Genomic DNA, 22148 nt, shown 5'->3' with positions numbered 1-22148 from the left:
CCGCCTCCGGCTGTCGCCCGCTGCCCGGCCTGTTGCCTCCGGCTGTCGCCCGCTGCCCGGCCTGTTGCCTCCGGCTGTCGCCCGCTGCCCGGCCTGTTGCCTCCGGCTGTCGCCCGCTGCCCGGCCTGTCGCCTCCGGCTGCCGCCCCGCTGCCCGGCCTGTCGCCTCCGGCTGCCGCCCGCCGTTCCTGACCTCCGCCGACCCCAGCCCGGCCCGGCCGCTCCGGCGGAGGCTCCGGTCGTGGTCCCGGCCCACGCCTTCGGTCGCCCCGTCCGCCCGTCCGCCCGCCCGCCGGTGCCTCGGTCCGGTCCTCCGGGCCCCTGGGGTTGCGTCTTCGGTGTCCCGTCCATCCGCCTCGTGGGTGGGGCCCGTTCAGGCCCCGGGGCTCCGTCGCTGCCCCGGAAGCGGTCCCGTGGTCTCCCGGCCCGCCCTCCCGCGCCGGGCCCCGGGCGCAACACGGGTGCGCCGAACGTGGGGTGGGGCGGGGCCGTTGGAGGGGCCTGCCCCGAACGGCGGTCCCGCCCCTCGCGGTCCCACGGGATGCTCATGGTCTTATGCGACTGTTCACGTCCCCGTCCCCCCGCCGGTCCGCGGCGCCCCTCCGCCGGCCGACGGCAGCCGCTTTCCTCGCCGCCCTCGCCACCGCCTCCGTCGCCGCGGCCACCGCCGCTCCCGTCTCCGCCGCTCCCCGCACCCGGGCCCCCGCCGATCCGGCCCCCCTCGCCCCGCTGCCGGCCTGCGCCGCGTCCGGGGACCGCGGCTTCCCCCTCACCGCACGGCTGCGCGGCGGGCCCGACGGCTACCGGCCCGGTGGCGGACCCGCCGTCTGGTACCTGGACCTCACCAACACCACCTCCCGCTCCTGCGAGGGCGTGCACCCCGTGCTGGTCCTCGTCGACGAGCGGCGGGCGCTGACCCCGTCCCAGCCCCGGCTGGAGTTCGAGGACGGTGCCCGCGCGTACCCCGTGGCCTTCCGCGCCACCGACCGGGACGAACTGATCGGCCCCTTCGACGGCGAGGGCCCCGGGGACGGCGGGACCCCCGGGGACGGCGGGACCCCCGGGGACGGCGGGACCTCCGAGGACGGACGGGCCGACGCGCCCTTCCCCGGCTTCACCGTCCCGTCCGGCCGGACCGTCACCGTGAGGCTGCGGCTCGCCGTCGCCCCCGGCACCCTGCCCAACGAGGTCACCGCGACCGCGGCCGTCGTCCAGCGGCGCGGCGACGACGGCGAGTGGATCGGCCGCTCCAACGACTACCGCTTCCGCGTCGAGGGGACGGAGGCCGCCGCCCGGGACGGCGACCCGATCGCCCCCTCCGTCGCCTCCACCCCGGACCTCCCGGGCGCCGGGCTCCCCTTCGCGGACGAACTCGCCCGCACCGGAACGCGCCGTGCGGGCGCGGCGCCGGCCGCCGGTGCCCTCCTGGTCGCGGCGGGTGCCACGGCCGTCCTGCTCGCCCGCCGACGCCGCTGACCCCGGTACCACCCCCCGGAACGCCGCCGCCCCGGCCGCCGCCGAGCTCCGGCGGTTCCGGTCCCGTCCGGCGGCCGTCCTCCTGTGGCACCGGTCGGCCGGGGCGGCGCCCCGAGGAACGTCCCGGCCCCGGCTCCGGCCGAGGACGCCGCCCACGCGGGCCGTCCCACGGGCCCGTCCGGGCGGACCGTCCGCGAGGAGGACGGCCGCACGGCTCCGCCACCGCGAACCTCCGACGCCACGCGGGCGCGGACACCGCGGACCGCCACCCGCTTCCGCCCCCTCCCGCGCAGGACGACCCCGGTGCGAAGCCCGCCTCCGCCCCCGCCCCCGCCCCCGCCCCCGCACCTTCGCCACCGCCCCTCCGGCTCCTCGGCACACGGTCCCCAGCCCCGGCAATCGGCCCCCCGGCCCCGGCACCCGCACGCCCCGGCGCCGGACACCCCACGTCCCCCGCCCGCCGACGGACCCCGCCCCGCTAACGGACCCCGCCGCCCCGACGGCCGGACCAGCCGCGGTCCCCGCCCTCCGTCCCCGCCCCGCCACCGGCCGGTCACCCCCGCGTCGCCCCCTGTGCGCCGAAGGCTCACAGGACCCGCACCGTTCCCTCAAGATCCGGCTCTGTCTAGGCTGGGGCGCAGGCAGGACCGCGTACGGCAGGAGATCCCGCACATGGCAGACCGCAAGCCCATCGAGTCATGGCTCACCGACATGGACGGGGTGCTCATCCACGAGGGCGTCCCGATCCCCGGCGCCGACGCCTTCATCAAGAGGCTCCGCGAGTCCGGCAAGCCGTTCCTCGTGCTCACCAACAACTCGATCTACACCCCGCGCGATCTGCACGCCCGGCTGCGCCGCATGGGCCTGGAGGTGCCGGTCGAGGCCATCTGGACCTCGGCGCTGGCCACCGCCAAGTTCCTCGACGACCAGCGGCCCGGCGGCTCGGCGTACGTCATCGGCGAGGCCGGTCTCACCACCGCGCTGCACGACATCGGGTACATCCTCACCGACCACGACCCCGACTACGTGGTGCTCGGCGAGACCCGCACCTACTCCTTCGAGGCCATGACCAAGGCGGTGCGGCTGATCAACGGCGGCGCCCGGTTCATCTGCACCAACCCGGACGAGACCGGCCCCTCCACCGAGGGCCCGCTGCCCGCGACCGGCGCGGTGGCCGCGCTGATCACCAAGGCGACCGGCAAGCAGCCGTACTTCGCGGGCAAGCCCAACCCGCTGATGATGCGCACCGGGCTCAACGCCATCGGCGCGCACTCCGAGGCCAGCGCCATGATCGGCGACCGGATGGACACCGACGTGCTGGCCGGCATCGAGGCGGGCATGCAGACCTTCCTGGTGCTCACCGGGCTGACCCGGCCCGAGCAGGTCGAGGACTTCCCCTACCGACCGTCCCACGTGGTCGACTCCATCGAGGACATCGTCGGCCTCGTCTGAACCCCCGGTCGCGGGCCCCGAAACCCGGGGGCCCGCGACCGCACCCGTTCGGCCCAGCGAAGCCCCCGTACCGGATGCGGCGGCCGGGCGGTCGGGGGAGCCTCCAGATGACTGGAGGTGCACGATGGGCTCAACGAAGGTCACTCTCTGTGCCGCGGCCGCGCTCGCGGCGCTGCTCACCACCCCCGCGCACGCCGCGGACGGGGTCTCCGTGACCCCCTCCTCCCCGGCACCCGGCGGCGACGTCACGCTCCGGGTGCCCGGCTGCACCGAGCGGACGGCCGTCGCGGTGTCGGCGGCGTTCGAATCGGACGTACGGCTCACCCTGACCGCCCGGGACGGCGTGCTGACCGGCTCCAGCCGGGTCCGCACCTCGGTGTCGGCCGGTGTCTACGCCGTCCGCGTCACCTGCGGCGACCGGGCCCGCCAGGGCACCCTCACCGTCACCGAACCGCGGCACCGGCCGACCGGCTCCGCCACCCCCGTCGCCCCCGTCGACGCGGGCGGCGGCGGCACCGCCGGGCTGGCCGCCGCGGACGCCGGTGACGGTGCCCGCGCCGACGGCCCCGGCACGTCCCACACCGTGACCGGTCTCGCCCTCGGCGGCCTCGCCGCGCTCGCCGTCGCCCTGCGCGGACTGCGCGGCCGCCGGCGCGGGACGCGCTGACCGTGCCAGGCCCCCGCCCCCCGGCGGCCCCCGCACCGGACGGACCGGCCGCCGCCGGACCGGGCACCCCGGGAACCGCCCCCGCCCGCTCCGGCCGGGTGGTGACCGGTGTCGCCTGGGTGGTGCTGCTGCTCGGGCTCTGGCTCTGGGGCCGGGACGGCGCCGGGCTCCCCGGCGGCCCGTTCCGCCCGGCCACCGGCGACATGGCGGCGGCCGGACGGCCCCCCGGCGTCGCCCTGCCCCCGGCCCGCGCGCCACTCGGCGACGCGGTGCCGCAGCGGCTGGAGATCCCCGGCCTCGACGTCCGGGCCCCCGTGATGGCCCGCGGCCTGAACACCGCGGGCGCCGTCGAGCCCCCGCCGTTCGACCTGCCCGGCACCGTCGGCTGGTACTCCCCGGGCGTCACCCCGGGGGAGGCGGGCACCGCGCTGATCGTGGGCCACGTCGACACCGAGACCCGGCCCGCCGTCTTCTACCGGGTCTCCTCCCTGGAACCCGGCGACACGATCCGCGTGGTCCGCGGCGACGCCGGGGTCGCCGAGTTCACCGTCGACGACGTCCGCGTCCTGGACCGCGACGGCTTCGACGCCCGCCAGGCGTACGGCCCCCGCGCCGAGGGCCGCGCCGAACTGCGGCTGATCACCTGCGGCGGCACCTACGACCGCACCGCCCGCGCCTACACCGCCAACGTCGTCGTCTCCGCCTACCTCACCGCCGCCGACCCCGCGCCGCCGCCCGGCAGGGCCGCCTAGGGCCTCTCGTCCGGATCATGCCGGGCTCGCGGGCCCTGGCACCCACCTCGCCGCGTTGGCGTCGGTCACCGGGGCTCCGCCCCGGCTCCCTCCTCCGCCTCGCGACGCACGGCGCCGGACCCCGCTCCCCGATCCGGCCCGAACGAAAGACCCTGGACCGCCGCGCCCGTGCGGCGCCCGGCGTCCCGGCCCCCGGCGGACCCGGCCCCGACGGCCCGTCGGGCCCGTATGCCAGGATTGGGCACTCGGGACGGCGCGCGGGGGGTTGGATGAACGGCGGCAGGCGGCGGGGCACGGCGTCGGCGGGACGGATGTCCGCAGCGGTGCTCGGGGCGGCGCTGCTGCTCGCCGGGTGCTCGTCGTCCGGCGGCGCGGACGGGGCGGACGCGGGGATCACCCAGCGGCCCGAGGAGACCGCCCCCTACTGGGTCAACCCGGACAGCACCGCCGCCCAGCGGGTGGCGGAGCTGGAGAAGTCCGGCCGGGAGGAGGACGCCGGGCGGATACGCCGGATAGCGGAGCAGCCCACCGGCGAGTGGATCGGCCCGGAGAACCCCGAGGAGCGGGCCCGCGACTTCACCGAGGCCGCCGAGCGGGCCGGACGCACCGCGCTGCTCGTCCTCTACAACATCCCGCACCGCGACTGCGGCCAGTACTCGCGCGGCGGGGCCGCCGACGGCGACGCCTACCGCGCCTTCGTCGACGCCGTCGCCCGGGGCATCGGCGACCGCCCGGCCACCGTGGTCCTGGAACCGGACGCGGTGCTGCACCTGGTGGACGGCTGCACCCCCGAGGAATACCACGGGGAGCGCTACGAACTGCTCAGGGGCGCCGTCACCACCCTGAAGACGCTCGGGAACACCAAGGTCTACCTGGACGCCGGGAACGCCGGCTGGGGCCACCCCGACCAGATCCACGGCCCGCTGACCCGGGCGGGCGTCGGCCGGGCCGACGGCTTCGCGGTCAACGTCTCGAACTACTACGGCACGTCGGAGTCCATCGCCTACGGCAAGCGGCTCTCGGCACGGGTCGGCGGCAAGCCCTTCGTCCTCGACACCAGCCGCAACGGCAACGGCCCCTACGACGGGGGCGACCCCGCCGAGCGCTGGTGCAACCCCCCGGGCCGTGCCCTCGGCGAGGCGCCGACGGTCCGCACCGCCGACCCCCTGGTCGACGCCTATCTGTGGATCAAGCGGCCCGGCGAGTCGGACGGCGAGTGCAAGGGCGGCCCGAAGGCGGGCGAGTGGTGGCAGGAGTACGCCCTGGAGCTGGCGAGGACCGGGGACACCGGCTGAACCGCCGGGCGGACGGCGGGAGGGGGCGCGGCCGGCCGGCCGCGCCCCCTCCCCGTGCTCCGCGCGCACGCCCTACGGCACGCGCACCCACTGCGCCCTGGACGGCGTCCCGTCGCCGTCGACGGCGAACAGCATGTACCAGCCCGACTGGACGAGGTTCTTGCCCCGGGGCACCGTCACGGTCAGCCGGTCGCCCTCGGCGGTGAAGTCCACCGCGACGGACCGCTGGTCGATGTCGGTCACATGGGTCGAGGCACTCGGCCGGATCAGCCGCATCCTCGTGACCGTCGACGCCGCCCGCGAGGTGAACGTCGCCGTGCCGCCCCGCTCGACGGTCTGCGGACCGCCCGCGAGATCGGGCCGCGTATCCCGGTACAGGTACGGCGGGGTGTAGATCTCGACGCGCTGCTCGAACCGGCCCGGCTTGGTGTTGGCCTTGTCGGCGTAGAGCGAGTCCGAGCCGAAGAACATCACGCGCCCGTCCGGCAGCAGGATCGACCCGGCGTGGTAGTTGCGGCCCACCAGCGGGTCCGCGACCCGGTCGAAGGCGTTGCCGCCCGGGCGGTAGAGACGGGCCTCCAGGATGTTGGAGTCGCCGCGGCCCCGGTAGTCCCCGGAGCCGCCGGAGACGAGGACGCTGTCGTCGGGCAGGATCGACGCCTGCGGGTAGCGGGTGCCCTTCGCCAGCGAGGGGCCGTCCTCGAACCGGGGCTCGTCGGCCCGCAGGTCGACGATGCGGGTCTTCTCGCTGGCGAGCCGGGACTCGCCGACCCCGCCGCCGCCGATCACCATGTACCGCTCGTCCTGCGCGGGCGGCAGCAGCACCGTGCCGGACGTCTCCAGCATGTCGGGGTCGCTCAGTCCGGGGACCTCGGTGAACCGGTTGGACTCCACGTCCCACACGCCCGGGTCGCGGCCGACGTCGTCCGGGCCGTACCCGGCGTTGGAACCCGAGTAGAAGACCTTGCCGTTCCGCATCAGGAACAGCGCCGGGTACGTCGGGAACTGGCGGACCGTGTCGGTGTAGGTCCACTTCCCGGTGCCGGGGTCGAAGACCTCGTTCTTGCCCGGGACGAGCTGGCCGATGTCGTCGAGGCCGGAGACGCTGAGCACCTTGCCGTCGCTCAGGGTGGTGAGCGTCGGGTACCAACGGGCCTCGTTCATCGGGTCGACCTTGATGTACTTCTCGGCGACCGGGTCGAACTCGAAGGCGTCCCGGATGCCCTGGAAGTCCTTCTTGTCGAGGGCGAGCTTCTGCGCGATGCCGTAGGTGTTGCGGGCGTCGGCGCCGGTGAGGCCCCCGATGCGGTAGTTGTCCTCGGTGCCCGTCTCGTGCTCGGAGCCGCTCTCCTGGGCCTCGACGTAGATCCGGCCGTAGCCGGGGTCGTTGCGCAGGAACGCGCCGGTCCCCTTGTCGAAGACCTTCTCGGCGCGCGGCACCAGCACCGGGTCCTTGGAGACGAAGGTCTTGCCGTTCTCCTTGCCGGTGAACCTGGTGCCCGCGGGCAGGGTCATCGGCTTGTCCGGGTTCTCGTTGTGGACGATCATCAGGCCGCCGGCCTTGGTGACGTCGCCCTTGAGCTTCTCGTACCGCTTGGTGCCGCCCGCGATCAGCAGGTTGCCGTTGGCGAGCTGGGTGTGGCCGGTGCAGAACAGGTCGCTGGGCGTCGGCACCTTCTTGATGGTCCCGTTGGCGGGGTCCCAGATCCGGGTGTCGTACTTCTTGCGGTCGAAGTTGTCCTGGTTGTTGCCCGACCCGGCGACGAGCAGCACCTTGCCGGTGTGCAGCAGCGCCGCGTGGATGGTGTTCTGCCGGTACTGCTCGGGGAACTCGACGATCTCCCACTTGCCGTTGGCGGCCTTGTACTCCGGCTTGTTGATCTTGTACTGGTGGTATTGCGCGGTTCCGAAGCGGTAGAGCCACGGCCCGTTCATCCCGGCCAGCGCGACTACCACCGCCGTGCCTATCGCGAAGCGACGGGCCCGGCGGCGGCCGGCACGGTCCTTCATTCCTTACGTCCCCCAAGTCCGCCCAGGGCGATTTGCATGGTCTCGTCGTCCCCGCCGGCCGGTCCGGTCCGGGGGGACTGCGGTCGCGGCGCGTACGTCCCCGCGGGCGCCGTGTCCGGCCTCTCGGCACGCGGCTCCGCGGGAGCCGCCGCGGAGGGCTTCTTCCTCGCCTCCCGCAGGGAGTGCCGCCAGGCGAACATCGGGGAGGCGGTGATCAGCAGCGCGAAGGCCGCCCAGACGATCATCGCGGGATGGGCGTGGCCGAGGACCAGACCGGCGGCGATGGAGCCGCCGAAGACCGCGATGAAGTACCAGTGGTAGCGGAAGGTGCCGAACAGGGTGTCCGGGCTCGCGGAGTCGCCCTTGGGCGTCACCACGAACTTGCTCTTGCGGCGCAGCGCCGCGTCGATCAGCGCCTTGGCGTACAGCGGCGCGGAGAGCGCGGACATGACCATGCCGGCCACGCCGCCGGAGCCCTCCGGCTCGTGCGGGGAGACGTTGTGGCGCCGGTTCCAGACGTACAGGCCGATCTGGAGGGCGGAGGCGTTGCCGTAGAGCATCAGCCAGACCACCGGGTCGATGTTGACGCCCGAGGCGCCCGCGCCCAGGAACAGGGCGCAGCTCACCGCGGCGAGCAGCCAGTTCAGCGCCGACATCGGATAGAAGATGATCATCATCGTGTAGTTGAAGAGCTTGCTCGGCGGCAGCGAGTACCAGCCCTTCCAGTACTGCTTGAGGATCGTCTCGTACGTCCCCCGCGACCAGCGCATCTGCTGGGTGAAGAAGTCCGTCCAGGCGTTGGGCCCCTCACCGACGGCGAGCACGTCCGGGGTGTAGACCGAGCGCCACCTGCGGCCGGTGGCCGGGTTCTTGTGGCGGTGCATCTCGAACCCGGTGGCCATGTCCTCGGTGATCGAGTCGTACAGGCCGCCGATCTGCTTGAGCGCCGTGATGCGCACCGCGTTGGAGGTGCCGACGAACATCGGGGCGCCGTAGCGGTTGCCCGCCCGCTGGATGAGGGCGTGGAAGAGGAACTGCTGGGACTCGGCGGCCTTGGTGATCGGGTTGTCGTAGTTGCCGTAGACCTGGGGGCCGATGACGAAGCCGACGTCCGGGTCGCGGAAGAAGCCGAGCATCCGCTCCAGGTAGTTGGGCAGCGGCACGTGGTCGGTGTCGACGGAGGCGAAGAAGTCGTACGCGTCGCCGTGCGCGTCCAGCCAGGCGTTGTAGTTGCCGTGCTTGGTCCTGGCGCGGTGCGGGCCGCTCGGCCGGTTCCACCGGGCGACGCCCTTGCGGGAGAAGTGGTGCACGCCCAGCCGGGCGCAGACCTCCTTGACCGCGGGGTCGTCGCCCTCGTCGAGCAGCCAGACGTGCATCGTGCCCCGGTGGCGGATGCGCACGGCCGCCTCCAGGGTCCGGGTGACCATCTCCAGCGGCTCCTTGCCGGGCACGAAGGAGGTGAGGAAGGCGACGCGGGTGCCGGTCTCGGGCACCACCGGGACGGGGTCGCGGGCGACCAGGGTGGCGTGCGCGTTGGAGAGCACGTTGAGACAGCGGAACAGCTCGATCAGACCGATGGAGACGAGCATCACGATGTCGAGGGCGGGCAGCCAGGCGAAGGACGGGTAGTCGCGCTCGGTCCAGTGCCGGGGCTGGAGCAGCCAGACCAGCAGCACCACCGACAGCAGGGGGGCCGCGACCAGCATCAGGGCGACGCGGAGGCGGTGCGGCTCTTGGGAGAGCAGCGAGCGGTAGCGCACCCGGTACGGCCGGTGCGGATCGGGCTGGGTGAGGGGGCCCGCGAGCCGGCTGTAGTGCTCGTAGTCGTACTTGGGCAGTGTCTTCTTTATTCGCCGGAAGGAACCCGTGTTCCCGCTCCGGGGCGACACCACCCTGAGCCGGGTGGTGTGGGACGGGTCGGTCCGGTCGTCTCCGGCGCCCGACGGCGTCGAGGTCATGAGTCATCCCCCCACACGCGGTCCGCGCGTGATTCGTCGCTTGCTCCGTGTGCGCTTGCCGCGACTGCCCGGGTCCGGGTCCCCTCAGCCGCCGCAGTCGCCTCAGTGGTGCACTGCCGTCACCACGGCATCCACACTTTATCCAGACCTGGAACAGCGCCGACCGGTTGCAGTGGTATGCGTCGCATGGCGCGATCCCGCCCCCGGCCCGGGTCCGGCTCCCCCCGAACGACACAGGGTTCTACGGCCGCGGTCATGATCGCAAGGCGCCCGTCGGCCCCGCATGCCGAAGGCCCCTCGTGGTCGCGAGGGGCCTTCGGTCGTCGTGCGCCGCCAGGGACTCGAACCCCGGACCCGCTGATTAAGAGTCAGCTGCTCTAACCAACTGAGCTAGCGGCGCCTGCCGACCCGGACAACCCTACCCGACGCCGGGGGGTGCTCCGGACCGACGCCCCGGCCGCCTCCCCCGGACGGCACCCGCCGTACATCATTCGGACCGTCAACATGCGCGTGAGGAAGACAGTTGAGAAACTGCCCGGGTGAGTGGCCGCGATGCTTTTCACGCGGACTTTTCCGGCGGGAGCGAGGGGAATCGCATGGAGAATCCGGTATTCGGGAAGACGGTTTCCGGAGTTCCGGTGTTCGAGGAATTCGAACCGGCGGGGGACTGCGGCTGCCGGGGCTGCCGGGCCCTTCCGGGGGCCCCCGCCGGCCGCCTCCCCGGCCGGCCCGCGGCCCGTCCGGTGCTGGTCGTGGCCGCCGCGGCGACCGCCGGGGCCGTCCTCGGCACCGTCCCGGCGGCGGCGGTCCCGGCCGCCTGGACGCCCGCCCCGCCCGGTGTCCCCGCGCCCGGGGAGGGTGCCACGGGGCAGGGGCCGCGGGGCCCGCTGTTCGGGACGGCGGGGCTCCCGGCGGTGCAGACCGCGAGCGCCGCGCTGCCCGCCACCACCCGCGCCGAGATCATCCAACGGGCCGAGAAATGGGTCGCCGCGAAAGTCCCCTACAGCACCACGGCCCACTGGTCGGACGGTTACCGGCAGGATTGCTCGGGCTATGTGTCGATGGCCTGGAACCTTCCCGCGAACGAATGGACGGGAAGCCTCGCGGCATTCGCGGACCGCATTTCCCGGGACGAACTCCAGCCCGGCGACATCCTCCTCTTCCACAATGCGGCCGACCCGCAGAACGGCTCCCACGTGGTGATCTTCGGCGGCTGGACCGACGCCGCCCGCACCCACTACACCGGCTACGAGCAGACCCCGCCGGGCACCCGCCGGCAGACCACGCCGTACGCCTACTGGAGCAATTCGGCGCAGTACGTCCCCTACCGCTACAAGGGCGTCGCCGCCGCCACCACCACCGGCGGCGCCCCGTCCCGCGCCGCCTACCCGGGGGCCCCGGCCTTCGGGCCCGGCGCCGTCAACGCGCACATCACCGAGCTGGGCCGGATGCTCGTCGCCCGCGGCGCCAGGGGCTACTACACCTCGGGGCCGGGCCCGCGCTGGACGGCGGCCGACCGCGCGGCGACCGGGGCCTTCCAGCGGGCCCAGGGCTGGCGCGGCGCGGACGCCGACGGGCTCCCCGGCCCCGCCACCTGGCGGCTGCTGGTGACGGGCGGCGGCCGGGACGCCACCGCCCCCGCCGCGGCGCCCGGGGTGCCCGGCTACCCGGGCCGGGACCACTTCCGCCCCGGCGCCGCCGGCGACCACATCACCCGGCTGGGGCGACAACTGGTGAGGAAGGGATACGGCAGGCACTACACGACCGGGCCGGGACCGCGCTGGAGCGAGGCGGACCGCCGCAACGTCGAGGCGTTCCAGCGCGCCCAGGGCTGGCGCGGCGGCGCGGCGGACGGCCGTCCCGGCCCGGAGACCTGGCGGCGGCTGTTCTCCTGACCGCCCGCCCGGTGATCACCCGTCCATGACGCGTCTGGCGCGGAGGCTGGAGCACGCATGAGCACGACCCCGTCATCGATCCCCCCGTCCGTCCCCACCCCCGATCCCCCGACCACCCCCGTCCCCCCGCCCGCTCCTCCGGCCGCGCCGGCCGCCGCCCCCGCCGCCCCCGCCGGGCCGCCCGCGGCCACCGCGGCCGTCCCGGGCGGCGCCGCCGTGCCCGGGCCCGGCGCGCTCCCCGTGGACGGGGCCGCCGCCCGGCCCGTGCGGCTGATCCACAACGAGGCCACCACCGAGATCCCCGTCCACCTCCTCTTCCGCGACGACCCCGTCCCCGCCCCGGTGCCGCTGCGCCCGGCGGTCGTCGGCCGCCGCCTGGGCACGGGGGAGCAGCCCCGGCTGCGCCGCCCCGCCGCGCCGCCGCCCCGCCCGGCGGCGGCGGTCGCTCCCGGCCCGGCGGAGCACCCGGCGCGGGTGCTGCCCGGCGCGGCCGGGGTGGCCGCCGGGATCTGCGGGGCGGCGGGCTGCGCGGTCACCTCCTGGTGGGCGGGGGTGCTGCCGCCGCCGGTGGTGTCCGCCTCCGGTCTGCCCGCGTTCGCGGGGGCGGGGCTCGGCCCGGCCCAGTGGGCCGCGTACGCGGCGGCCGGGGCGCTGGGGCTGTTCGGCTTCGGCGGGCTGGCCCGCGGTCGCACCGGGCGGGCCTGGGTGCTCGGCCTGTTCGGCCGCTACCGGGGCACGGTGCGCCGCACCGGCCTGCTCTGGGTCAACCCGCTGCTGCTGCGCCGCCGGGTCGACGTGCGGCTGCGGCACTGGCGCGGCGAGCCGGTGCCCGCGGCGGACGGCGACGGGGTGGCGCTGCGCGTGGTGACCCTGGTGGTGTGGCGGGTGCGGGACACCGCGCGGGCCGTGCTGGGGGTCGACGACCACGAGGCGTATCTGGCGGAGTGCGTCGAGGCGGCCCTGGCCCGGGTCCCGGTGGACCCGCCGGGCGCGGCGCGCGGCACGGCGGACCCGGCCGGCGAGGCGCTGACCCGGCTGGTGGCGGCGGACGCGGCGGCGGTCGGCCTGGAGGTGTTCTCGGTGCGGCCGGTGCGGGTGGAGTACGCCCCCGAGGTGGCCGCCGTGATGCACCGGCGCCGGATCGCCGAGCTGGACGCGGCCCGGCGGGCCCGCGCGCTGTCCTCGGTGGTGGACTCGGTGGAGGACACGGTGACCCGGCTGACGGTGCGGGGGCTGGTCGAGCTGGACGACTACGAGCGGAAGGCGCTGGTGAAGGACCTGACGGTGGCGTTCTGCGCGGGCCGCGCCGAGCCGGGAGTGTGAGCGGAGCCGCTCCCGGGGCGGGCCGGCCCTCCGGGTGACCCCGCTCCACCGGGCGGACCCGCTCCACCGGGCGGACCAGCTCCCGGAACTGGAACTGGGACTGGGGCTGGAGCCTTTACGGGGACCCGGGCGGCGGAGGGGACCGACCCGCCCGGCGCTCCGGAACGGCCCCGGCTTCCGTACCTCCCGCACCTCCCGCATCTCCCGGGCCTGGCTCGGCCGTGGGTCTCGGGACCCCCGGAGAGGCGGCCCGCCCGCTCTCCCGGCCCCGGCGCGCGGCCTCCCGGACGGTGGGCTTCCCCGCCCCCGGGCGAAGCGGCTCCCCGGTCCTCCGGCCGCCGGGCATCCCCGGCGGGGCGGCTCCGAACGGCTCGGCGGGGCGGCTCCGGCCTGTCCGGCGAGGAGGCTCCGGACGGCCCCGGAACACCGGGAAGGGGCCCGCCGGGCACCCCCGTACCGTTTCCCTTTTTTTGGTATGGACATGTTCAACTCGCGCCCATAACCTGAGTCTTGGTCTAGACCAGCATGCAACGCCTCACTGCACTTCCCCCACGTCACAGGAGCAGCAGTATGCGCACAAGGACCAAGATGTACGCCGCCGCGGTGGGCATGGCCACCACCGGGGCCCTCCTCCTCTCCTCCGGCGGCGCCACCGGTCACGGCTACACCGACTCGCCCATCAGCCGCCAGAAGCTCTGCCAGAACGGCACCGTCACCGGCTGCGGCGGAATCCAGTGGGAGCCGCAGAGCGTCGAGGGCCCCAAGGGGTTCCCGGCCGCCGGACCGGCCGACGGCCGGATCTGCTCCGCGGGCCGCGGCGGGTTCGCCCCGCTCGACAGCCCCAAGCGGCCCAACGGCCAGGACTGGCCCACCACCCAGGTGAACGGCGGCCAGAGCTACTCCTTCCGCTGGCAGTTCACCGCGCGGCACGCCACCACGGACTTCAAGTACTACGTCACCAAGCCGGGCTGGAACCAGGACCACAACCTGTCCCGCTCCGACCTCAACCTCACCCCGTTCTTCACCGTGCCCTACGGCGGCAAGCAGCCCCCGGCCACCCTCTCCCACAGCGGCACCCTGCCGACCGGGCTGAGCGGGCACCACGTGATCCTCGCGGTGTGGACGATCGCGGACACGGGCAACGCGTTCTACGCCTGCTCGGACGTGAAGTTCTGAGCAACGAACGAGGGCCCCTCGCGTGTGCGAGGGGCCCTCATCTGTGCGCCGCCAGGGACTCGAACCCCGGACCCGCTGATTAAGAGTCAGCTGCTCTAACCAACTGAGCTAGCGGCGCATGACTCCCGCCGTCCGCTTCCCGCGTTCGGCGACAGGAAAAATACTACCCGCTCCCGGGGGGTGCTCCCGACCACCCCGCGGCCCGCCCTCCCGCCCCCGGGCGGGTCCCGCCCGGGGGCCCCGCCGCGCTGCCCCCGGGCGGGCGAGCGCGCGGCCCCGGGACGGCCCCGCGCACGCCGAGGGGGCGCGGGGCCGTCCCGTGCGGGGTCAGAGCACCGCGCTCAGGAACTCCCGGGTCCGGTTGTGCTCCGGCTCGCTGAAGATCTTCTCCGGTGGACCCGCCTCGATGACCCGGCCCGAGTCGAACATCAGGACCTGGTCCGAGATGTCCCGGGCGAAGTTCATCTCGTGGGTCACGCACAGCATGGTGATGTCGGTGCTGCGCGCGATGTCCCGCAGCAGGTCCAGCACGCCCGCGACCAGCTCGGGGTCGAGCGCCGAGGTCACCTCGTCCAGCAGCAGCACCTTGGGCCGCATCGCCAGCGCCCGGGCGATGGCCACCCGCTGCTGCTGGCCGCCGGAGAGCTGGGCCGGGCGGGCATCGCACTTGTCGGCCAGGCCCACCATGTCCAGCAGCCCCCTGGCGCGCTCCACCGCCTCGTCCCGGGACATGCCCAGCACGGTGACCGGCGCCTCGGTGATGTTCCGCAGCACGCTCATGTTCGGGAACAGGTTGAACTGCTGGAAGACCATGCCGATCCGCTTGCGGACCTCGCGCCGCTGCTTCTCGCCGGCCGGGTGCAGCGGCTGCCCGTCGACGGTGATCGTGCCCTCGTCGGGCTTGAGCAGGGTCATCAGCAGCCGCAGGATCGTCGTCTTGCCCGAGCCGGACGGGCCGATCAGGGTGACGTGCCGGCCCGCGTCGACGGAGAAGTCCAGGTGGTCGAGGACGGTGTTGTCGCCGAACCGCTTGGTCACCCCCTCCAGCCGGATCAGCTCGCCGGAACGGCGCTCGGGACTCTTCTCGGGATGGGGGAGGGTGTCAGTGGGCAAGGCGTCGCTCCAGGGCTCGCAGGGCAAGGGAGGCCAGGTAGGAGACGATGACGAAGGCCACGCCGATCACCGTCAGGGGCTCGGTGAACTGGAAGTTCTGCTGCGAGAACAACCGTGCCTCGCCGAGCATCTCCAGCACCGTGATCGCCATCAGCAGGGGCGTGTCCTTCAGCATCGAGATCACGTAGTTGCCGAGGGCGGGCACCACCCGGCGGACAGCCTGCGGCAGGATCACCGCGGTCCACGTCCGGGCGAGCGGCAGGTTCAGCGCCGTCGCGGCCTCCCACTGGCCGGCCGGCACCGCCTCGATCCCGGCCCGGTAGACCTGCATCGTGTACGTCGAGTAGTGCAGACCGATGCCGACCACGCCCGTGGTCAGCGCGGAGAACGTCAGTCCCCACTCGGGCAGCACGTAGAACAGGAAGAAGAGCTGCACCAGCAGCGGGGTGTTGCGGACGAACTCCGTGACCACACCGACCGGCCAGGTCACCCAGCGGGACGGCACCCGCATCAGCAGCGCCCACACCAGGCCCAGCGCGAAGGAGATCAGCGACCCCAGGACCAGGATCTGCAGGGTGACCAGCAGTCCGTCCCAGAGGTGCGGCATGAACTCCGAGACCGCGTTCCAGTCCCAGGTCATCGGACACCTCCGGCCCCGGCCGGCTCGGCGGCGGGGGCGGACCCGCTCCCCGACGCCGTCCTGCCGACACCCGCCTTCAGCCGCTTCTCCAGACCGCGCATCCCCCGCGTCAGCAGGAACGCGATCACGAAGTAGAGCAGCAGGACGTACGTGTAGATCTCCGCGCTCTCCTGGAGCGCCAGGCGCACCAGGTTGCCGCTGAACGCCAGGTCACCCATGCCCATGACCGACACCAGGGCGGTGCCCTTGAGCAGCTCCACCAGCAGGTTGGAGAAGGGCGGGATCATCTCCGGCACCGCCTGCGGCAGCAGGATCAGCCTCATCCGCTGCCAGGGCGTGAAGCTCAGCGCGATGCCGCCCTCCCGCTGCGCCGGATCGACCGCGCCGAGCGCGCCGCGCACGATCTCCGAGCCGTACGCCCCGTAGGTCAGGCCCAGCGCCAGCGTGCCCGCCCACATCGGGACGAGCTGCCAGCCGAAGGCCGGGGGGAGCACGAAGAACACCCAGAAGATCATCACCAGCGCGGAGGTGCCGCGGAACACCTCGGTGTAGAAGCCCGCGAGGAAGCGGACGATCCACAGCCGGTGGGTGCGCGCGACGCCCGCCACGAAGGAGACCGCCGTCGCCAGCAGCGCGCTGAAGAAGAGGAGCTGGACCGTGACCCAGACGCCCCGCCATACGAGTTCCCAGAGTCCCGAAGTCATCCGCCGCACAGCTCCTTCGCGGTCAGATCGGTCATCTCGTCCTCGGTGAACCCGAACGGCCGCAGGATCCGGAGCAGTTCACCGCTCCGCTTGAGCTTGCGCAGCTCGCCGTTGAAGGCGTCCCGGAGGTTGGTCTCCGTCGGCCGGAAGGCGAAGCCGCCCCCGTCGACGTGCGGTTCGCCGTCGACGAGCGGCTTGAACGCCTCCGTCGCCTCGGCCTTCCCGGACTTCCTGACCACCTCGCGGGTGGTCAGCGCCGTCCCCGCGAAGACGTCCACGCGCCCGGCCTCGACGGCGTTGAGACCGGCCACCTGGTCGGGGACGATCAGGATGTCGTCCTCCTCGTACCCGGCCTCCACCGCGTAGGCGATCTCGGCGTAGCCGGTGCCGGTGGCGAACCGGGCCTTCTTCTCCACGACGTCCCGGTAGTCGTGCAGACCGAGCGGATTGCCCTTGCGCACGATGAAGGAGTCGAGCATCTGGTAGTCGGGGTCCGAGAAGATCACCTGCGCGCACCGGTCCGGGTTGATGTACATCCCGGCCGCGACGACGTCGAACTGCTGCGAGGCGAGCCCCGGTATGAGGGAGCCGAACTCCGTCGGCACCGGCTGCACCCGGTCGACCCCGAGGCGCTTGAAGACGACCTCCGCGAGCTTCGGCGCCTCGCCGGTCAGCTCACCGTTCCGGTCGATGTACCCGAAGGGGATCTCGCCCGCGATGCCGAGCCGGGCGACCCCCTGGGCCCGCAGGCGGCCGAGCAGGTCGCCCCCTTCCACGTTCGACGCGGAGGCCACCCGGGAGCAGCCGGCCGCCCCCAGCGCGCCGAGCGCCGCCGCCCCCGCGAGCAGCGTCCGGCGGGCGGGTCCCGGACTCGTTGGTTCTCGGACGGATATTCCCCATGGCGGGGTTCTGTGTGGTGGAGCCATGGCCGCGCAGCTACCCGGAGCCGAACGGGTTATGCCGGTCCTTTCCGGTCCGGTGCGGCGGCCCGGTCCCCGTACGGGGCATCTCGGCCGACCCGGGGACGGAGTGGGGCGCGGTCGCGCCGACGGGGTACCCGTCCCTTGGGACCGCGCCGGGGCACCGGCCCCGCGGGACGCGGACGAGAGCGGAAGGGCGGACATGACAGCACTGGGATTCCTGTACCCGGGTCACCTCGGCGAGGACGACTATCCGCGGATGGAGCAGTTGCTGGGCGGCGATGTCCGGGTGGATCTGGTGCACACCGACATCGACCAGGACGCCCACGAGGTGGACGCCCTGCGGGAGCTGGGCACCCCCGAGCGGATCACGGCCGGTGTGGAGGAGCTGCGCCTGTCCGGCGCCGACGCGGTGGTGTGGGCCTGCACCAGCGGCGGCTTCGTGCACGGCTGGCAGGGCGCGCGGGAGCAGGTGCGCGCCCTCGCCCGCGCGGCCGGGATGCCGGCCTCCTCCACCTCCTTCGCCTTCGCCCACGCGGCCCGGGAGATCGGCGCCCCCCGGGTCGCCGTCGGCGCGCCCTACACCGACGACGTGGCGGAGCTGTTCGCCGACTTCCTGCGCGCCGGGGGCCTGGACGTGACGTCCGTCGCCGGCTTCGGCCCGCTCACCGCCGCCGGGGCCGCGGCCGGCGACTGGGGCGCGGAGCGGATCATGGAGATGGCGCGGGCCGCCGACCACCCCGAGGCCGACGCGGTCCTGCTGCCGGACAACGCCCTGCCCACGGTGGCGCACATCCCGGAGCTGGAGAAGGAGCTGGGCAAGCCCGTGCTCACCGCCAACCAGGTGGCCGTCTGGGAGGCCCTGCGCCTGTCCGACCGCCGGGTCAACGCCCCCCGGCTGGGCGCCCTCTTCACCCGCGAGCCGCTCGTCCAGGCCTGAGCCGCCGGCCGGGACCGGCCAGGGGGACAGGGGGACAGGGGGCGGACACGGCCGGGAGGCGGCCCGACCGCGGCCCGGTGACGGCCCGACCGCGGTCGGGAGACGGGGTGCCCGCGCCCGTGGAGCGGGCGTACCGGGGCGGGTGAGGGCGCCGCCCGCGCGCGGCGGCGCGCCGGGGGCGCCCCCGGCGCGCGGCGCGGCGCCGGGGCCCCGGACCGGAGAGGGAGCGCACCCGGCATATTGTCCGGAAAACGCGTGGCGTACGCCGGTGGTACCCCTGCGGACCCGGAGCCCGGGCGAGCCCCCGGCGCACGCCCCAAGGCCCCCCGAGCGCCCCACCGCCGCCCCGGCCGGGAGCGCCCACGGGGCCCCGCCGCCGCCCCTCCCCGCCCCTCCCCGCGCCGGGGGACGGCACCGCGCCGACGGCGCCCGCCCATCGGTGCGGAGCCCGCCGGCCACCGGTACACGCCGTGCCGCGCGGACCCGCGGCCGCCCCGCGCCCGGGCCCCGGCGGGAATATCCCGGCCCGCGCCCCCGTTGCCCGCGCAGTGTCCGTCGTACCACCCGCCGTACCCACAGGAGGCATCCCGTCATGGCCGCAGACGCCGCAGAGGAGATCCGGGGCACCGCCCACGGCACCGCGCCGGTCCCCCTCTCCGTGCTGGACCTGGTGACCGTCGGCGCCGGGTACACCGCGAGCGACGCCCTGCGCACCAGCGTCCGCATCGCGCGCCTCGCCGAGTCCCGGGGCTTCCACCGCTACTGGGTGGCGGAGCACCACTCCATGCCCGGCGTCGCCTCCTCCTCGCCCGCGGTGATCCTCGCCCATCTCGCCGCGCACACCGGCCGGATCCGGCTCGGCTCGGGCGGCGTCATGCTGCCCAACCACGCCCCCCTGGTGATCGCCGAGCAGTTCGGGACGCTGGAGGCCATGGCCCCGGGCCGGATCGACCTCGGCCTCGGCCGGGCGCCCGGCACGGACGGCGCCACCGCCGCCGCGCTGCGCCGCACGGAGCGGCTCCACGAGGGCGCCGACGACTTCCCCCAGCAGCTCGCGGAGCTGATCCGGTTCCTGGACGACGGGTTCCCCGACGGGCACCCCTACAGCCGCATCCACGCCGTCCCCGGCCCCGTCCAGGCGACCTCCCCCGGGGGCGTCCAGTCCCCGCACCGGCCGCCGGTCTGGCTGCTGGGGTCGTCCGGGTTCAGCGCCCGGCTGGCCGGCACCCTCGGGCTGCCGTTCGCCTTCGCCCACCACTTCTCCGCCCAGAACACCGTCCCGGCGCTGGACCTGTACCGCGAGTCCTTCCGCCCGTCCGCCGTCCTGGAGGCCCCCCACACCCTGATCGGCGTCTCCGCGCTGGCCGCCGACGACGAGCGGGAGGCCCGCCGCCAGGTGCTCGCCGCCGCGCTGAACATGGTCCGGCTGCGCACCGGCCGCCCCGGCCTGGTCCCCACGCCCGAGGAGGCGGAGGCGTACGACTTCAGCCCGGTGGAGCGGGACTTCGTCACGTCCTGGAACGCCAACGTGGTGCACGGCACCCCCGACGAGGTGCGCGCCGGACTGGACCTCCTCCAGAAGCGCACCGGCGCCGACGAGCTGATGCTCACCGCCAACGCGCACGGCCCGGACGTGCGGCTTCGCTCCTACGAGCTGATCGCCGACGCCTACGGCTTGCCGACGCCGGCCTGAACCCCGGCCGCGCCCGGCCCGGCGGCGGCCAGCAGCGCGGAGATCCGGTCCGGCGCCACCGGGCGGGAGTACAGCCAGCCCTGCCCGGTGTCGCAGCCGATGCGGCGCAGCCGTGACGCCTGGTCCGAGGTCTCCACGCACTCGGCGGTGACCGTCAGGCCCAGGCGGTGGGCGAGCTGGACCATGGCCTCGACGATCACCTCGTCGGCCGGGCTCGCCGCGCGGGCGGTGCCGTCGGCCGGGCCCCCGCCCGCCCCGGCGCCGTCGTACTGGAAGCCCCGCACGAAGGCGCCGTCCAGCTTCAGGGCCGACACGGGCAGCCGGCTGAGGTAGGCCAGGTTCGAGTAGCCGGTGCCGAAGTCGTCGATGGCGATCTGCACGCCCATGTCGCTGAGCGCCTTCAGCACCTGGAGCGGCCGGCCGGCCGAGCCCATCACCGCGGACTCGGTCAGCTCCAGCTGCAGCAGCCCGGGGGCGAGGCCGGTCTCCTCCAGGACCGCGGCCACGTCCGCCACCAGGTCCGAGTCCCACACCTGGCGGACGGCCACGTTGACGCTGACGAAGATCGGCGGTTCGCCGGGGTGCGCCAACTGCCAGCGGCGCGCCTGTGAGCAGGCGGTACGCAGGATCCAGCGGCCCAGGGGAACGATTGAACCGTCCTCCTCCGCCAGTGCGATGAACCGATTCGGCGCCAGGACGCCGAACTGGGGGTGGTTCCAGCGGATCAGCGCCTCCACCCCCCGGACCCGGCCGTCCTCCATGCCCACCAGCGGCTGGTACTCCAGGGCGAACTCGCCCCGGTCGATGGCCGGGCGCAGGGTGGCGGCCAGCGCCTGCCGGGTCATCCGGTGGGCGTTGCGCTCGGGGTCGAAGAGGGTCCAGCGGGCCCGTCCGTCGGCCTTGGCCCAGTACAGGGTGGTGTCGGCGGCCTGCATCAGCGCGGTCGCCGTGGTCCCGGCCGTGTGCCGCTCGACGACGCCGACGGAGGCGGTGACCGACAGCCGCCGGTCGCGGATCTCGAACGGCTCCTGGAGCGCGGCCAGCACGCTCTCCGCGAGGTCCGCGAGCTGCTCGGTGCCGGTGGAGTCCGCCACCAGCAGCGCGAACTCGTCCCCGCCCAGCCGTGCCACCAGGGGGGCGCCGGAGCGGGCGTGGGCGGCCTGCTCGGCGCAGCGCGCGAGCCGTTCGGCGACGGCGGCCAGCAGCCGGTCCCCGATCCGGTGGCCCAGGGTGTCGTTGACCGCCTTGAAGCCGTCCAGGTCCAGGTAGCACAGGCCGATCCGGCCGGTGCCGCCGTGCTCGTAGCCGTCGTTCTCCAGCGCGGCCGTGAGGCGTTCGAAGAACAGCGCGCGGTTGGGCAGCCGGGTCACCGGGTCGTGCATCTGGAGGTGGCGCAGCCGGGCCTGGAGCTCGCGCCGGGCGCTGATGTCCGCGACCGAGAGCAGCAGCCCGGGCGTCTCGCCGGACGGGTTCAGCGGCGAGAGCGTCACCTGCGCCCACAGCGCGTGGCCGTCGGCCCGCTTCAGCCGCCGGGTGCAGCGCATCCGGGAGCGGTCGCCGCGCAGCACCTCGCGGTAGGCGTGCCAGGTGCCGGCGTCGGAGGCCAGGTCGACGAGGTCGGCGGCGGCCCTCCCGGGCAGCCCCGCCGGGTCGGTGCCGAGCAGGGCGCCCAGGGTGTCGTTGGCGCTGACCACCAGGCCCTCGGGGTCGACGACGGCCATGGCGAGCGGCGCTGCGGTGAAGACGGAACGGTACGGCGCGCCGCCCGCGCAGGGCGGCGGCACCGACGGCCGCGGGCCCCCGGGCACCGCGGCGCCCGGGGGCTCCGCGCCCGCTCCGGGCTCCGCGCGTCCCGTGGTGTCCGTACCTGTAGCCAGGTCCTCGTCACTTACCGTGACGGCTGTGGCGGCTGACCGGTAGAGGTCTGCCGCGGGCGCCGGCCCTTCGGACGTTCCGCTCACCGCTCGCTCCCGCAGTGCCTCGATCTCTGTTCGTATCTGTCCGTGCAGGAAAGTGTGCCGATCATAGAGGCTGGCCTTCCGGCCTTCCAGCCGCCGTACCGCCCCGAGGGCCGGGTGATCTTCACCGCGGACCGTTTGTGTCCGTGCGTGGACTGCCGCTTTACGCCTCCGACC

Annotated in this window: 17 protein-coding genes and 2 tRNA genes; 10 read left to right on the top strand and 9 right to left on the bottom strand. The window is 74.6% G+C overall.

Annotated elements, in window-relative coordinates; all coding sequences use genetic code 11:
• Positions 1 to 554: 554 nt before the first annotated feature.
• From ACZ7LB_RS07065 to ACZ7LB_RS07045, 5 genes are all read left to right on the top strand, one after another.
• Complete coding sequence (locus ACZ7LB_RS07065; protein ID WP_471465850.1) at positions 555 to 1475, top strand: hypothetical protein; 921 nt, start codon at positions 555 to 557, stop codon at positions 1473 to 1475.
• A 672-nt stretch (positions 1476 to 2147) separates the two neighbouring features.
• A complete protein-coding gene (locus tag ACZ7LB_RS07060; protein ID WP_161225792.1) occupies positions 2148 to 2927 on the top strand; it encodes an HAD-IIA family hydrolase in 780 nt (259 codons plus the stop codon).
• Between the two features lie 124 nt (positions 2928 to 3051).
• Entirely contained in the window at positions 3052 to 3594 is a 543-nt protein-coding gene (locus ACZ7LB_RS07055; RefSeq protein WP_471465848.1) for a hypothetical protein, read from the top strand.
• A gap of 2 nt (positions 3595 to 3596) precedes the next feature.
• Positions 3597 to 4346, top strand: coding sequence for a class F sortase (locus ACZ7LB_RS07050; RefSeq protein ID WP_471465846.1), 750 nt, complete (start codon positions 3597 to 3599; stop codon positions 4344 to 4346).
• A 311-nt stretch (positions 4347 to 4657) separates the two neighbouring features.
• The gene (locus ACZ7LB_RS07045) at positions 4658 to 5641 is read left to right on the top strand and encodes a glycoside hydrolase family 6 protein (RefSeq protein WP_471465845.1); all 984 of its coding nucleotides are present in this window, start codon (positions 4658 to 4660) and stop codon (positions 5639 to 5641) included.
• Between the two features lie 72 nt (positions 5642 to 5713).
• Here the strand turns inward: ACZ7LB_RS07045 and glxA are convergent, their stop codons facing one another.
• From glxA to ACZ7LB_RS07030, 3 genes are all read right to left on the bottom strand, one after another.
• A complete protein-coding gene (glxA, locus tag ACZ7LB_RS07040) occupies positions 5714 to 7651 on the bottom strand; it encodes a radical copper oxidase GlxA (protein WP_471465843.1) in 1938 nt (645 codons plus the stop codon).
• Positions 7648 to 9609 carry a glycosyltransferase family 2 protein gene (locus ACZ7LB_RS07035; RefSeq protein WP_471465841.1) on the bottom strand — a complete coding sequence of 654 codons (1962 nt, stop codon included), beginning with the start codon at positions 9607 to 9609 and terminating at the stop codon, positions 7648 to 7650. Before ACZ7LB_RS07035 ends, glxA begins: the two co-directional genes overlap by 4 nt.
• A gap of 326 nt (positions 9610 to 9935) precedes the next feature.
• Positions 9936 to 10009: transfer RNA gene (locus ACZ7LB_RS07030), tRNA-Lys, on the bottom strand.
• A gap of 196 nt (positions 10010 to 10205) precedes the next feature.
• On the opposite strand from ACZ7LB_RS07030, the gene ACZ7LB_RS07025 reads away from it, so the two are divergent.
• The 3 genes from ACZ7LB_RS07025 to ACZ7LB_RS07015 all read left to right on the top strand — a co-directional run bounded on the left by ACZ7LB_RS07025 (position 10206) and on the right by ACZ7LB_RS07015 (position 14003).
• A complete protein-coding gene (locus tag ACZ7LB_RS07025; protein WP_471465839.1) occupies positions 10206 to 11504 on the top strand; it encodes a peptidoglycan-binding protein in 1299 nt (432 codons plus the stop codon).
• A 57-nt stretch (positions 11505 to 11561) separates the two neighbouring features.
• Positions 11562 to 12827, top strand: coding sequence for an SPFH domain-containing protein (locus ACZ7LB_RS07020; RefSeq protein WP_471465837.1), 1266 nt, complete (start codon positions 11562 to 11564; stop codon positions 12825 to 12827).
• Positions 12828 to 13397: 570 nt separating this feature from the next.
• Entirely contained in the window at positions 13398 to 14003 is a 606-nt protein-coding gene (locus tag ACZ7LB_RS07015; RefSeq protein WP_161225803.1) for a lytic polysaccharide monooxygenase auxiliary activity family 9 protein, read from the top strand.
• Between the two features lie 44 nt (positions 14004 to 14047).
• On the opposite strand, the gene ACZ7LB_RS07010 is transcribed toward ACZ7LB_RS07015, so the two are convergent.
• From ACZ7LB_RS07010 to ehuB, 5 genes are all read right to left on the bottom strand, one after another.
• A tRNA-Lys gene (locus ACZ7LB_RS07010) sits at positions 14048 to 14121 on the bottom strand.
• A 209-nt stretch (positions 14122 to 14330) separates the two neighbouring features.
• Positions 14331 to 15116 (bottom strand): ectoine/hydroxyectoine ABC transporter ATP-binding protein EhuA, encoded by a 786-nt coding sequence (gene ehuA / locus ACZ7LB_RS07005; RefSeq protein WP_471465835.1) that lies wholly within the window; start codon positions 15114 to 15116, stop codon positions 14331 to 14333.
• Positions 15106 to 15756: an ectoine/hydroxyectoine ABC transporter permease subunit EhuD gene (ehuD, locus tag ACZ7LB_RS07000; RefSeq protein ID WP_471465833.1), complete on the bottom strand. Its 651-nt coding sequence runs from the start codon at positions 15754 to 15756 to the stop codon at positions 15106 to 15108. The genes ehuA and ehuD overlap by 11 nt, the downstream gene beginning before the upstream one ends.
• A complete protein-coding gene (gene ehuC, locus ACZ7LB_RS06995; RefSeq protein WP_471465831.1) occupies positions 15753 to 16460 on the bottom strand; it encodes an ectoine/hydroxyectoine ABC transporter permease subunit EhuC in 708 nt (235 codons plus the stop codon). The genes ehuD and ehuC overlap by 4 nt, the downstream gene beginning before the upstream one ends.
• Entirely contained in the window at positions 16457 to 17386 is a 930-nt protein-coding gene (gene ehuB / locus ACZ7LB_RS06990) for an ectoine/hydroxyectoine ABC transporter substrate-binding protein EhuB (RefSeq protein WP_471465829.1), read from the bottom strand. Before ehuB ends, ehuC begins: the two co-directional genes overlap by 4 nt.
• A 196-nt stretch (positions 17387 to 17582) precedes the next feature.
• Here ehuB and ACZ7LB_RS06985 point away from each other — a divergent pair, with 196 nt between their 5' ends.
• Together ACZ7LB_RS06985 and ACZ7LB_RS06980 are read left to right on the top strand one after the other, a co-directional pair.
• A complete protein-coding gene (locus tag ACZ7LB_RS06985; protein WP_471465827.1) occupies positions 17583 to 18320 on the top strand; it encodes a maleate cis-trans isomerase family protein in 738 nt (245 codons plus the stop codon).
• A gap of 592 nt (positions 18321 to 18912) precedes the next feature.
• Complete coding sequence (locus tag ACZ7LB_RS06980) at positions 18913 to 20013, top strand: LLM class flavin-dependent oxidoreductase (protein WP_471465825.1); 1101 nt, start codon at positions 18913 to 18915, stop codon at positions 20011 to 20013.
• Here the strand turns inward: ACZ7LB_RS06980 and ACZ7LB_RS06975 are convergent.
• Positions 19989 to 21974 (bottom strand): putative bifunctional diguanylate cyclase/phosphodiesterase, encoded by a 1986-nt coding sequence (locus ACZ7LB_RS06975; protein WP_471465823.1) that lies wholly within the window; start codon positions 21972 to 21974, stop codon positions 19989 to 19991. The genes ACZ7LB_RS06980 and ACZ7LB_RS06975 overlap by 25 nt on opposite strands.
• Positions 21975 to 22148: the final 174 nt, after the last annotated feature.

This window comes from Streptomyces sp. NPDC107521 (genome assembly GCF_055598485.1).
This window is presented reverse-complemented; position numbering and strand designations above follow the sequence as displayed.